Here is a 12,031-nt window from a genome sequence, read left to right as displayed (position 1 = left end):
TTGTCTCGCGGCCATGGCGCTACCACTGGCGGCATTGCCGCTGACCATATTATCGGCCAGGCCCGAAACCTACCGGGCCCGGCCGGGATTATCTACTGACTGGAGTACACGCGTGAGCGGTTCCATGAGCAAATCCGACCAGACAACCATGCGCCAGTTCGCCATCATGATCGGCGGCCTCGTGGTGGTGGCGGTGATCCTGATCGTCACGGCGTTGTGCATCTACAACAACGAGCCGAAGGAAACCGACCCGACCCAGCCGGCGCGCGTTACCGAGCGGATCGCTCCTGCCGGCGCCGTGTACGCGGGCGACACCGGCCGTGCCGCGATGCAGGCGGCCGCCGAAGCCGCCACCAAGGCCGCCGCCTCGCAGGTCGCCTACGGCGGCACCACCGACGGCAAGGAAATCTACGATCACCTGTGCACCAGCTGCCACACCGGCGGCATCGCCGGCGCGCCGAAGGTGGGCGACAAGAGCGCATGGGCGCCGCGCATCGCCGAGGGCATCGACACCCTGGTCAAGCACGCGATCGAGGGTTACCACGGCCCCGACGGCAACTTCATGCCGCCCAAGGGCGGCAACCCGGCGCTGACCGACGAGCAGGTCACCAACGCCGTGCATTGGATTGTCGATCAGGCGAAGTAATTCGATCAGGCGAGCATCGCCTGATCCAACAAGCTGTCGCAAAACGCCGCCCTCCGGGCGGCGTTTTCGTTTGCCCCTTCCCCCTGTGGGGGACAAATCGGCAGGATTGCCGATTTGCACGGCGAAGCCGCCCGAAGGGTGAGGGCCAAGGATGGCCCGAATGCAGGTTGGGATGGGGAGCCCCGGCTGGCGGAAAAAGTCAAAAGCACCCCTTCCTAACCCTCCCCCTTCCGCCGCAGGGGAGGACGCCGAACCTACTCTGCATGTCGCGCAATCCACTCCCGTGCAAACACCTGCACCTGCGGAAAGAACGCCTCGAAGTGCCGCTGCAACACCGCCTCATGCTCCACCAATACCGGCACTGCCGAATCCAGCGGATTGGCCCGGCTCAGGCGTTGCCCAATCCCCGCCAGCGCCTGCCCCAGCACGGCGCGGTCGGCATAGGCAGCGGGCAGGTCGTGTTGTTCCATGTAGGCGGAAAAGCGCTGCAACCCGGGCGGCAGCAACCCATCGCGCCGGCGCAGCAGCGCGCGCAGGGCGTCCGAGCGCTGCGTCAGCGACTGCCCGCTCCAGTGCGAGAAATCGCGCGCCAGGCAATGGTCGAACCACATGTCCAGCAGGATCCCGGCGTAGCGCCGGTACGGCGGCGGCAACTGCGCCTTGGCCGCCAGCACCTCGGCGTGCGCGTCGGTATAGACGTCGATGGCGCGATGCAGGCGGATGCCGTCGATGACCCGCGGCGCGAACCGTGCCGGGTCCGGCGCGCCATGCACGAAATCGCCCAGCATGCCGCCCAGCTGCAAGGCCTCGTCGTCGCCGGCGAGCAGGGTGTGGGCCAGATGGTTCACCGGCGCGCCTTGCGGCAGCCGATCCGTCCGGCGGTTATGATCGTCCGCATGACTCCCATTGCGCTACCCGCCGATCCCGTCAGTTTTCCCGAGGAAGCGGCCAGTTTCATGCTGGCCGGACCCGCGGGCAAGCTCGAACTCATCAGCGACATCGCCGACCCCGGCTGCGCCCGCCGTGGCGTGGCGGTGGTCTGCCACCCGCATCCACTGCAGGGCGGCACCATGCACAACAAGGTGGTGACGATGGTGGAGCGGGCGTTGCGCGAATCGGGACTGGACACGGTGCGCTTCAATTTCCGCGGCACCGGCGCGTCCGAAGGCACGTATGACGAGGGCAACGGCGAGGGCGACGACCTGGCCGCGGTGGTGACCTGGGTGCGGCGCACGCGGCCGGACGATGCGCTGTGGCTGGCCGGCTTTTCGTTCGGCAGCTACGTCAGCATCCGCAACGCGGTGCGCCTGCGCGCCGACGCGCTGGTCAGCATCGCGCCGCCGGTCGGCCGCTGGGCGTTCGAGACAGTTGCGCCGCCCACCTGCCCCTGGCTGATCGTGCAGGGCGAGGCCGACGAGGTGGTCGAGCCGCAAGCCGTGTTCGACTGGGTGGATGCGTTGAAACGCAAGCCGGAACTGGTGCGGATGCCCGAGACCAGCCACTTCTTCCATCGCCGGCTGATGGACCTGCGCGGCGCCATCAAACACGCGGTGCGTGGCTGGTTGCCGGCCAAGCGGAGCGGCGCCTGACCGTCACCACGGTTTTCCGCGACGCCACACGAACCCCGTTTTTTGATCGGCCCATGCCCGAAACCACGCTTACCCCCTCCGCCCGCTATCTCGACGGCGTCGCCGCGCATCGCTGGGAATCGGACCCGACCCAACTGGCCTTGCTGCCCGAATTCGATCGCATGCGCGCGGCGCTGTGCGCCGAACCTGCAACCGACTCCGGCCTGTTTGGACGGCTGAAATCCCTGCTCGCCAGCGAGCCGGCCGCGGCGGTGCCGGGCTTGTACCTGTGGGGGTCGGTCGGTCGCGGCAAGACCTTCCTGATGGACCTGTTCGTGGCCAGCCTGCCCCACGGTGTGGCGCGGCGTCGGCATTTTCACCGCTTCATGGCGGAGGTGCACGACAGCCTGCGCGCGCTGGGTGAGCGGCAGAGTCCGCTGGACGAAGTGGCGGAAGAACTTGCCGCGCATTGCCGCGTGCTGTGCCTGGACGAGTTCCTGGTCAACGACATCGGCGATGCGATGATCCTGGCCAACCTGCTGCAGGCGCTGTTCGAGCGTGGTGTGGCGCTGGTCACCACCTCCAACACCGCGCCGGCCAATCTCTATCGCGACGGCCTGCAGCGCGCCCGCTTCCTGCCTGCCATCGCGCTGATCGAGCAGCATTGCCACGTGGTGGAAATGGCCTCCTCGCGCGACTGGCGGTTGCGCGCGCTGGCGCAGGCGTCGGTCTACCACTACCCGCCCGGCGCCGAGGCGCACCGGGCGCTGGAGCGCATCTTCGCCAACCAGGCCAGCGGCGAGGTGCGCGAAGGCGGCAGCATCCACATCAACGGTCGCGACATCGCGCTGTGCAAGCGGGCCGACAACATCCTGTGGTTCGATTTCCCTGCGCTATGCGAAGGCCCGCGCGCGGTGGCCGACTACATCGAACTGGCCAAGGCCGGGCCCGCGGTGATCGTGGCCAACGTGCCGCAATTCACCGTCTACAGCGAGGATGCGGCACGCCGTTTCGTGCAATTGGTGGACGAGTTCTACGACCGCCGGGTAAAGCTGGTGCTATCCGCCGCCGCGCCGATCACCGAGCTGTACGACGGCGAACGCCTGCGCGCGGAATTCGGTCGCACCGAGTCGCGGCTGATCGAGATGCAGAGCGAGGAATACCTGGCCAGCGCGCACCTTCCCTAGCGTGGCGCCGCGGGGGTGCATGACCCGTCATCCCGGCGAACGCCGGGATCCAGCGCCGCGGCAGCTGCGTGAAGGCACTGGATTCCAGCGTTCGCTGGAATGACGGGTAGAAATTCGATCAACGTATCGCTAGATGCCGTCGCTGGCTGTGGAAGTTGGCTGCGCCCGCTGGAACCGCCGATGGTGAATCAGCAAGCCGCTGTAATACACGAGGTAGTAGCCGACCAGCACGCCGATTACCAGCATCGTCAGCGGGCTGGCGCTGTGGGTTGCCATCGCGTGACCCATCGGGTCGTCCACGCCGGGCGGGATCTGCGAGCCGATGAACGCGAAACGCCAGGCCAGCCGGCCCAGCAGCAGCAGCGTGAGCAGCGCGCCGATCCAGGTGTTGGGCACGTAGCCGTCGCCGCGCACGGGGTCGGTTTCGAAGCGGGTGAGTTTCAGCCCCAGTAGGCCGATGATGCCGCCGATCAGCATGCCGGCCAACGCCCCTTCGGCCAGCGCCAGCCGATGCAGGCCGCTGAGCAGCAGCAAGCCGCCGACCACCGCGAAAATGGCCACCCGGAAAACCATGCGTTTGCGTCGGATCGGCTGGCGGCCGAACTGCCGGCTGATACGCCGCCACATCATCCAGGCGATAAACGGCAGCGCGACGAGGTAACTGAGCATGTGCGCGGGCATGGCGCGATCCGGTGACGGGATGGCGCCAGCTTAGTGCGGCGGTCGTTGCGCTGACGAGTGACGGTTGTCAGTGTTTTTGTGTGCACGGGGCCGATACCGAAGCGTTGCACCGGTTTCTCCGCAAGCACCGGCCCCTCTCCTCTTTCCTCTCCCCAAGGGGGAGAGGAGGTCACGGTGGCTTCGGACTTCCGCGTTTCGCGGCGGCAAGCCCACACAACGCCGCGCCTCAAAATCGAAAGATGCCGTAATCCCTTCTCCCCTGCGGGGAGAGGGTAGGGAGAGGGGGACACGTCGCGGGAAAGCCGCAACGAAGTTATTACTGGCTTACTTCGCCTTCCCCTGATTCGCCACCGCAGCCATCTTCGCCGCGATCGCATCCGCATCGCCCAGGTAGTAGTGGCGCAGCGGTGTCAGCTCGTCGTCGAATTCATAGACCAGCGGCACGCCGTTGGGGATGTTCAATTCCACGATGGCTTCGTCGGAAATGCCGTCCAGGTATTTCACCAGTGCGCGCAGGGAGTTGCCGTGCGCGGCCACCACCACACGCTGGCCGGCCTTGATCGCCGGCGCCAGCACCTCGTGCCAGTACGGCAGCACGCGGGCCACGGTGTCTTTCAGGCACTCGGTGTCGGGGATGTCCTTGGGGTCGAGCGTGGCGTAGCGCGGGTCGTTCACCGACTCGTTGGCGCTGCGCTCCAGTGCCGGCGGCGGGATGTCGTAGCTGCGGCGCCAGATCTTCACCTGGTCCTCGCCGAACTTTGTGGCTGTCTCGGCCTTGTTGAGGCCGGTCAATGCGCCGTAGTGGCGCTCGTTGAGGCGCCAGTCGGTCAGCACCGGGATCCACATCAGCTCCATCGCATCCTGCACGCCCCACAGCGTGCGCACGGCGCGCTTGAGCACCGAGGTGTGCGCCACGTCGAACGTGTAGCCGGCCTCCTTCAGCAGGCGGCCCGCCTCGGCGGCCTCGGCCACGCCCTGTTCGGTGAGATCGACGTCGGCCCAGCCGCTGAAGCGGTTGTCGAGATTCCACTGGGATTGGCCGTGCCGGATCAGTACGAGTTTGTGCATGGTGGGCGCCGTTTGTGCAGAGGAGGGAAACGATGAATGGTGCAGCCCAGCATCGGGTATCGTCAAATACAGCCCTGCCACAGGTCATGCCAACCCATGGGGCCGCCAGCGCATCTCAAGCCGTCACCCATCACGAGGAACTGCCCATGCGTCGCATCCTGTTTGCCCTGCTCCTGGTTCTGCCGCTGCTGGCCGCGGCCAGCGACAACGATATCGACAAGATCAATGGCGCCGCGCGGGTGGAGGCCGGGCAGCACGCCGGTGACGTCAGCACCGTCAATGGCGCGGTGGAGATCGGCGCCGGCGCCATCGTCAAGGAGGCTCAGACCGTCAACGGCGCGGTGACCCTGGGCGAGCGCGCGCAGGCGGCCGAGCTCAGCACGGTGAACGGCGCCATCCACCTCGGCACCGACAGCAAGGTCAACGGCGACGTCGATGCCACCAACGGCAGCGTCGAGCTGGCCAGGGGCGCCGACATCGGCGGCAAGCTCAGCAACGTCAATGGCGCCATCACGCTGGACGCGGCGCATGTGGCCGGCGGCATCGAAACGGTGGCCGGGGATATCACCGTCGGCGCCGGCTCGCAGGTGGAAGGCGGCATCCTGGTCGACAAATCCAGCAGTTGGTTTGGCGGGAACGACCGCAAGCCAACCGTGGTGATCGGCCCGCATGCCGTGGTCAAGGGCACGCTGGAATTTCGCCGCGACGTGGTGCTGAAGGTCAGCGACAGCGCGCAGATCGGCCCGGTGAAAGGCGCCACGGTGCAGACGTTCAGCGGCGCGAATCCGTAAGTTCGCGCGGCTCGTGTAGGAGCGGCTTCAGCCGCGACGCTCTTGCCCAAGGTGCGAAAAGCGTCGCGGCTGAAGCCGCTCCTACAACAGCAGTGAGCCTGTTAGCGCGCCAGCCAGCCCCCATCCACCGGCAACACCGTGCCGTGCACGTAATCCGAGGCGGCTGCGGCCAGGAACACCACCGCACCGGCCAGGTCGGCCGGCACGCCCCAGCGGCCTGCCGGGATGCGCGCCACGATCTCGCGTTGGCGCTTTTCGTCGGCGCGCAGCGCGGTGGTGTTGTTGGTTTCGAAATAGCCGGGCGCGATTGCGTTGACGTTGATGCCGTGCGCGGCCCACTCGTTGGCCAGCAGCCGGGTCAGCCCCAGCAGACCGGATTTGCTGGCCGTATAGGAGGCCACCCGGATACCGCCCTGGAACGACAGCATCGAGGCGATGTTGACGATCTTGCCGGGCCGCTTGCGCTCCACCAGCCGTCGCGCCACGGCCTGCGAAAGGAAGAACACGGTCTTCAGGTTCACGCCCATCACCGCGTCCCAGTCCTCCTCGCTGAAATCCAGCGCGTCGTTGCGGCGGATGGTGCCGGCGTTGTTGACCAGGATATCGATGCCGCCCAGCTCGCGCTCGACGGCTTCGATGATGGCGGGGACCGGCGCGGCGGTATCCAGCGACGCCTTGACCCAGTGGAAGCGGCGCCCGGCGGCGCGCACCGCTTGGGCGGTGTCGGCCGGATCGGTGCGCCCCACGGCGGCCACGTCGGCGCCGGCTTCGGCCAGCGCGATCGCCATGGCCTGGCCCAGGCCGGTATTGGCGCCGCTGACCAGGGCCACCTTGCCCTGCAATGAGAAGGGATTCATGGCGACCTCACTTCAACTGGCAGATGTCGAGCACGTGCATGTCGGTGTAATCGAGATTCTCGCCGCCCATCGCCCAGATGAAACAGTAGTTGCTGGTGCCGGCGCCCATGTGGATCGACCACGGCGGCGACACCACCGCCTCGCCGTCGGCGATCACGATGTGGCGCTGCGCATCGGGCGCGCCCATGAAGTGGTAGACGCGGTCGTTCTCGCCCAGGTCGAAATAGAAGTACACCTCCGAGCGGCGGTCGTGCAGGTGCGGCGGCATGGTGTTCCACACGCTGCCGGGCTTGAGCACGGTCAGCCCCAGCAGCAGCTGCGACGAGGCACAGGTGGCCGGCACGATGTACTGGTAGATGGTGCGCTCGTTGGAGGTTTCCAGCGCGCCGCGCTCCAGCGCCACGGCCTGGTCGATCGGGATGTGCTTCAGCTCGAAACGGGCGTGCGCGGGGGTGGAGATCAGGTAGAAGCGCGCCGGGTTGGCCGGATCGACGGATTCAAAACTCACCTCGGCGCTGCCCATCGGCACGTACAGGCCGTCCTTGGGTTGCATCTCGAACACCTGGCCGTCGACACGGATGCGGCCCACGCCGCCACCCACGTTCACCGCGCCCAGCTCGCGCCGCTGCAGGAACGGCTGGCCGGCGGCGGAGGCCGGCTCGGTCTGCTGCGGCAGCGCCAGCGCCTGCTTCACCGGGGCGGCGCCACCGATCACGAAGCGCTCGTTGTGGCTGTAGTTGAGGCGGACCTCGTCGGCGGCGAACAAGTCGCTCATCAGGTAGCGGTCGCGCAGCTGGTCGTTGCTGGCGCCGTCCATCATGTCGGGGTGGGTGGCGTGGTAGGTCTTCTGGTACATGTCGGTCCTCATGCGGTGGGCGCGCGGCATTCAGGGAGCGCGTGGGTCGGCAGGCCGCCGGAGCGGGTCGACGGCGGTGGGCCTGCGGCAGCCGTCGACGGTGATGAACCCCCATCATAGCCATCTGGGCAGGTTTTGGTGACCGGTGTCATCGGAGGCTGGAAGAATCCCTGTTGCCCTGCTCGGGGGGAGGTCAGCGCCGTGGTGGGCGGTGACTTTCGGGATGTCTTTCAACCCGGATTCGGGTGTAGCGTGATGGATTCATCGGCCGCGATGCTCGACAAGCCTGCGCCGCGGCGCTCCAATGACACCGGTTACTAGTCCGCATCCCAAAACCATGCCCTCAGTTCGCTCCGCTCCGCTGACCGCCCTGCATGTCCACGCCGAGGACGATGTGGCGATCGCCCTCACCGACCTGGCCGAGGGCACCGTCGTATCGCTGGCTTCCGGTGACGTCCAACTGCGCCAGGCCGTGCCGCAGGGGCACAAGTTTGCCGTGCGGGCGCTGGCCGCCGGTCAGCCGGTGCACAAATACGGTTTCGCGATCGGCCGCACCACCACGGCGGTGGCCGCGGGCGACTGGGTGCACACGCACAACATGGCCACCGGGCTGTCGGGCACGCTGGACTACCACTACCAGCCGCTGGCCGCGGCGCCAGCGCAACACACCGACCACACCGCCGTTTTCCAGGGCTACCGCCGCGCCGATGGCCGAGTCGGTACCCGCAACGAGATCTGGGTGCTGTGCACGGTGGGCTGCGTGGCACGCACCGCGCGGCGCATCGCCGAGCAGGCCGAGCGCCACTTTGGCGGCCGCGTCGACGGCGTGCATGCGTTCACCCACCCATTCGGCTGCTCGCAGCTGGGCAGCGATCTGGAGCACACCCGCCAGATGCTGGCCGCGCTGGCGCGCCACCCCAACGCCGGCGGCGTGTTGCTGGTGGGCCTGGGTTGCGAGTCGCTGCAGATGAAGTGGCTGCTGGAGGCGATAGACGGTGTCGATCCGGCCCGCCTGCGCTGGTTCAACTCGCAGCTTGCCGACGACGAGGTGGAGCAGGGACTGGCCGCGGTGGAGGAATTGGTCGCCGTGGCCGAACAGGACCGGCGCCAGCCCTGCGATCTGTCGGACCTGGTCGTCGGCCTGAAATGCGGCGGCTCGGACGGCTTCAGCGGCATCACCGCGAACCCGGTGGTGGGGCGCATCGCCGACCGCGTGGCGGCGGCCGGCGGCACGCCCATCCTCACCGAGATCCCCGAGATCTTCGGCGCCGAGCGGATGCTGATGGCGCGCGCGCAGAGCCGCGAGGTGTTCGAGCAGATCGGCGCCCTGGTCAACGACTTCAAACGCTATTTCCTCGATCACGGCCAGCCCGTGCACGAGAACCCCTCGCCCGGCAACATCGCCGGCGGCATCACCACGCTGGAGGAGAAATCGTTGGGCGCGGTACAGAAGGGCGGCCACGCCACCGTGACCCAGGTGCTGCGCTATGGGCAACGCGCGCAGTCGCCCGGCCTAGCCCTGCTGGAGGCGCCGGGCAACGATGCGGTATCGGCCACCGCGCTGACCGCCGCCGGTGCTACCGTGATCCTGTTCACCACCGGCCGCGGCACGCCGCTGGGTTTTCCGGTGCCGACGTTGAAGATCGCCACGAACAGCGCGCTGGCCGCGGCCAAGCCGCGCTGGATCGACTTCGACGCCGGCGCCTTGCTGGACGGTCTCGGCATGGAGGCGCTGGCCGACGCGCTGCAACAGCTGGTGCTGGACACGGCCTCGGGAAAACCGGCCCGCAACGAGATCAACGACGAGCGCGAGATTGCCTTGTGGAAAACCGGAGTCACCCTGTGAGCCGCGCGGAAGCCGCCGTCGCCGGTGCACCGGCCGCCCTGCTCGGCCCGGACACGTTGCCGGCACCGACGGCCAACCTGGCGCTGCCCGACTACCCGCTGGCCGCCGTCAGCATCGGCATCGTCCATCTGGGCCCCGGCGCGTTTCACCGTGCCCACCAAGCCGCATTCATCGACCGCCTGCTGGCGCGCGAACCGGGCTGGGGCATCTGCGCGGTATCGCTGAAAAGCCGCGGCCTGCGTGATGCGCTGCAGCCGCAGCAGGGCCTGTACACGATGGCGGTGCTGGATCAGCAGGTGTCCTACCGGGTGATCGGCTCACTGCGCGAGGTACTGGTGGCCGCGGAGGATCGCGAGCGCGTGCTGGAGCGGCTGGCCCACCCGCAAACCCGCATCGTCACCCTCACCGTTACCGAGAAGGGCTACTGCCTGGACGCCCGCGGCGAGCTGGACCTGCGCCACGTGGACGTGATGCACGACCTGGCCACGCCGCAGCAACCGGCCAGCGCGCTCGGCTATCTGGTCGAAGGTCTGCGCCGCCGCCAGTTGCGCGGGTTGGCGCCGTTCACCACCATCAGCTGCGACAACCTGGTCGACAACGGCTTGCGCCTGCGCGCCGCGGTGCTGCGGCTGGCCACGGCGCAAGGCAGCACCGCGCTGGCGCGCTGGATCGAGCAGGAAGCCACCTTCCCCCGCACCATGGTGGACAGCATCGTGCCGGCCACGGATACCGCGCTGTGCCAGCGCGTGAGCGACGCGCTGGGCGTGCGCGACCAGTGGCCGGTGCAGCGCGAATCATTCAGCCAGTGGGTGATCGAGGACGCGTTCTGCAATGAGCGCCCCGATTTCGCCAGCGTCGGCGTGACCCTGACCAACGATGTGCCGGCCTATGTGCGCGCCAAGCTGCGCCTGCTCAACGGTGCGCATTCCTCGCTGGCCTATCTCGGCCTGTTGCTGGGCCACGCCAGCGTGGGTGACGCCATGAACGACCCGGCGCTGGCCGCGTTCGTGCGCCGCCTGATGATGGAAGACATCCGGCCCACGCTGATAAGCCCGCCCGGCATGGATCTGGCCGCCTATATCGAGACGATCCTGCAACGCTTCCGCAACCCCACCATCCGCCACGAGCTGGCGCAGATCGCGTGGGACGGCTCGCAGAAGCTGCCGTTTCGCCTGTTCGGCACCATTCTCGACCACCTGCGCAGCGGCCACCCGATCGAGCGGCTGTGCCTGCCGGTGGCGGCATGGATGCATTTCGTGCGGCGGCGGGCGCAGGCGGGCGAAACGCTGGTCGATCCGCTGGCGCCGGAGCTGCTCAGGATCGGCCGCGCCTGCGCGAACGAGGTGGCCCACGACCTGCCGTTATTCCTCGCCCTGGACACGGTGTTTCCGCCGGCGCTGAGGGGCGACCGCCGCTTCGTCGATGCCATGGCGCAGGCTTATGACTGTTTGCGGGTGAAGCCTGAATGCCTGACCCAGGTGCTGCGCGAAACGGATGTGGCGTTGCGCTGAGGGCTCGTCGAACTGTGGGAGCGGCTTCAGCCGCGATGCTGTTGCTCTGAAACTCCAAGGCAAGAGCATCGCGACTGAAGTCGCTCCCACATGAAACCGGCTACAGCCAGTCGCGGGGCTTCAGATAATCCGCCAGCTTCGCCTCGGCCGAGCCGGGTTCCGGCTCGTAGGCGTATTCGAAACGCACCCGCGGCGGCAGGCTCATCAGGATCGATTCGGTGCGTCCGCCGGACTGCAGGCCGAACAGGGTGCCGCGGTCGTAGACCAGGTTGAACTCCACGTAGCGGCCGCGGCGGTACAGCTGGAACTCGCGCTCGCGTTCGCCGTAGGGCGTGTCCTTGCGCTGCGCCACGATCGGCAGGTAGGCGTCGAGAAAGCCCTGGCCCACGTCGCGGGTGAAGGCGAAACAGCGCTCGAAGCCGCCCTCGTTCAAGTCGTCGTAGAACAGTCCGCCCACGCCGCGGGTCTCGTCACGGTGCTTCAGGTAGAAGTACTCGTCGCACCACTGCTTGTAGCGCGAATAGACGTCCATGCCGTACGGCTCGCACAGGTCGCGCGCCACCGCGTGCCAGTGCTGCACGTCTTCGTCCACCGGGTAGAACGGGGTCAGGTCGAAGCCGCCGCCGAACCACCACACCGGTTCCACACCTTCCTTGCTGGCCTCGAAATAGCGCACGTTGGCGTGGGTGGTGGGCACGTGCGGGTTCTTCGGGTGCAGCACCAGCGACACGCCGGTGGCGATGAAGCTGCCGCCGGCCAGGTCGGGCCGGTGCGCGGTGGCGCTGGGCGGCAGCTGGTGGCCGGACACACGCGAGAAATTCACCCCGGCCTGCTCGAACACCGCGCCATCGCGCAGCACGCGGGTGCGACCGCCGCCGCCGGCGGGGCGCTGCCAGGCATCCTCCTCGAAGCGGGCGCTACCGTCGGCCTGCTCGATCGCGCTGCAGATGCGATCCTGCAGATCGCGCAAGAAGGTTTCGGCAAGATCGGCTTGCTGGCTCATCGTGGGGCTCGTCGTGG

The 12,031-nt window shown here is 67.8% G+C and carries 12 protein-coding genes; 6 read left to right on the top strand and 6 right to left on the bottom strand.

Translation table 11 applies throughout. The features are described 5' to 3' along the window. The first annotated feature begins 124 nt into the window (after positions 1-124). The gene (locus ASD22_RS11915) at positions 125-646 is read left to right on the top strand and encodes a c-type cytochrome (protein WP_056083435.1); all 522 of its coding nucleotides are present in this window, start codon (positions 125-127) and stop codon (positions 644-646) included. 254 nt (positions 647-900) lie between these two features. On the opposite strand, the gene ASD22_RS11910 is transcribed toward ASD22_RS11915, so the two are convergent. After that, complete coding sequence (locus ASD22_RS11910) at positions 901-1,494, bottom strand: ACP phosphodiesterase (protein ID WP_056083432.1); 594 nt, start codon at positions 1,492-1,494, stop codon at positions 901-903. A 48-nt stretch (positions 1,495-1,542) separates the two neighbouring features. Between ASD22_RS11910 and ASD22_RS11905 the strand changes: the two genes are divergently transcribed. Together ASD22_RS11905 and zapE are read left to right on the top strand one after the other, a co-directional pair. Further along, a complete protein-coding gene (locus ASD22_RS11905) occupies positions 1,543-2,235 on the top strand; it encodes an alpha/beta fold hydrolase (protein WP_056084270.1) in 693 nt (230 codons plus the stop codon). Positions 2,236-2,288: 53 nt separating this feature from the next. Then, positions 2,289-3,401, top strand: a complete 1,113-nt coding sequence (gene zapE / locus ASD22_RS11900) for a cell division protein ZapE (RefSeq protein ID WP_056083429.1) — start codon at positions 2,289-2,291, stop codon at positions 3,399-3,401. Between the two features lie 129 nt (positions 3,402-3,530). Here the strand turns inward: zapE and ASD22_RS11895 are convergent, their stop codons facing one another. Then, positions 3,531-4,082 (bottom strand): DUF1453 family protein, encoded by a 552-nt coding sequence (locus ASD22_RS11895; RefSeq protein WP_056083426.1) that lies wholly within the window; start codon positions 4,080-4,082, stop codon positions 3,531-3,533. A 324-nt stretch (positions 4,083-4,406) separates the two neighbouring features. Continuing rightward, positions 4,407-5,150, bottom strand: coding sequence for a 2,3-diphosphoglycerate-dependent phosphoglycerate mutase (gene gpmA / locus ASD22_RS11890; protein ID WP_056083423.1), 744 nt, complete (start codon positions 5,148-5,150; stop codon positions 4,407-4,409). A gap of 146 nt (positions 5,151-5,296) precedes the next feature. Here gpmA and ASD22_RS11885 point away from each other — a divergent pair, with 146 nt between their 5' ends. After that, complete coding sequence (locus tag ASD22_RS11885) at positions 5,297-5,941, top strand: hypothetical protein (RefSeq protein WP_056083420.1); 645 nt, start codon at positions 5,297-5,299, stop codon at positions 5,939-5,941. Positions 5,942-6,042: 101 nt separating this feature from the next. Here the strand turns inward: ASD22_RS11885 and kduD are convergent, their stop codons facing one another. Continuing rightward, positions 6,043-6,798: a 2-dehydro-3-deoxy-D-gluconate 5-dehydrogenase KduD gene (gene kduD / locus ASD22_RS11880; protein ID WP_056083417.1), complete on the bottom strand. Its 756-nt coding sequence runs from the start codon at positions 6,796-6,798 to the stop codon at positions 6,043-6,045. Between the two features lie 7 nt (positions 6,799-6,805). Beyond that, complete coding sequence (gene kduI / locus ASD22_RS11875) at positions 6,806-7,654, bottom strand: 5-dehydro-4-deoxy-D-glucuronate isomerase (RefSeq protein WP_056083414.1); 849 nt, start codon at positions 7,652-7,654, stop codon at positions 6,806-6,808. 337 nt (positions 7,655-7,991) lie between these two features. Between kduI and ASD22_RS11870 the strand changes: the two genes are divergently transcribed. Together ASD22_RS11870 and ASD22_RS11865 are read left to right on the top strand one after the other, a co-directional pair. Further along, positions 7,992-9,500 carry an altronate dehydratase family protein gene (locus tag ASD22_RS11870; protein ID WP_056083411.1) on the top strand — a complete coding sequence of 503 codons (1,509 nt, stop codon included), beginning with the start codon at positions 7,992-7,994 and terminating at the stop codon, positions 9,498-9,500. A gap of 56 nt (positions 9,501-9,556) precedes the next feature. Continuing rightward, complete coding sequence (locus ASD22_RS11865; RefSeq protein ID WP_235577637.1) at positions 9,557-11,011, top strand: mannitol dehydrogenase family protein; 1,455 nt, start codon at positions 9,557-9,559, stop codon at positions 11,009-11,011. A 100-nt stretch (positions 11,012-11,111) separates the two neighbouring features. On the opposite strand, the gene hemF is transcribed toward ASD22_RS11865, so the two are convergent. Next, on the bottom strand, positions 11,112-12,014 hold the full coding sequence (gene hemF / locus ASD22_RS11860; protein ID WP_007082516.1) for an oxygen-dependent coproporphyrinogen oxidase: 903 nt from the start codon (positions 12,012-12,014) through the stop codon (positions 11,112-11,114). Positions 12,015-12,031 lie beyond the last annotated feature (17 nt).

It is taken from the genome of Rhodanobacter sp. Root480 (genome assembly GCF_001426645.1).
In the GTDB taxonomy this organism is placed as follows: Bacteria; Pseudomonadota; Gammaproteobacteria; order Xanthomonadales; family Rhodanobacteraceae; genus Rhodanobacter; species Rhodanobacter ginsenosidimutans.
The sequence above is the reverse complement of the archived record's forward strand: the minus strand, read 5'-3'. Positions and strand labels throughout refer to the sequence as shown.

Coding starts and splice junctions, on each gene's coding strand:
- kduI (WP_056083414.1), bottom strand. CDS start 7,654: ATGTACCAGAAGACCTACCACGCCACCCACCCCGACATGATGGACGGC.
- ASD22_RS11895 (WP_056083426.1), bottom strand. CDS start 4,082: ATGCCCGCGCACATGCTCAGTTACCTCGTCGCGCTGCCGTTTATCGCC.
- ASD22_RS11870 (WP_056083411.1), top strand. CDS start 7,992: ATGCCCTCAGTTCGCTCCGCTCCGCTGACCGCCCTGCATGTCCACGCC.
- ASD22_RS11915 (WP_056083435.1), top strand. CDS start 125: ATGAGCAAATCCGACCAGACAACCATGCGCCAGTTCGCCATCATGATC.
- ASD22_RS11905 (WP_056084270.1), top strand. CDS start 1,543: ATGACTCCCATTGCGCTACCCGCCGATCCCGTCAGTTTTCCCGAGGAA.
- zapE (WP_056083429.1), top strand. CDS start 2,289: ATGCCCGAAACCACGCTTACCCCCTCCGCCCGCTATCTCGACGGCGTC.
- hemF (WP_007082516.1), bottom strand. CDS start 12,014: ATGAGCCAGCAAGCCGATCTTGCCGAAACCTTCTTGCGCGATCTGCAG.
- kduD (WP_056083417.1), bottom strand. CDS start 6,798: ATGAATCCCTTCTCATTGCAGGGCAAGGTGGCCCTGGTCAGCGGCGCC.
- gpmA (WP_056083423.1), bottom strand. CDS start 5,150: ATGCACAAACTCGTACTGATCCGGCACGGCCAATCCCAGTGGAATCTC.
- ASD22_RS11885 (WP_056083420.1), top strand. CDS start 5,297: ATGCGTCGCATCCTGTTTGCCCTGCTCCTGGTTCTGCCGCTGCTGGCC.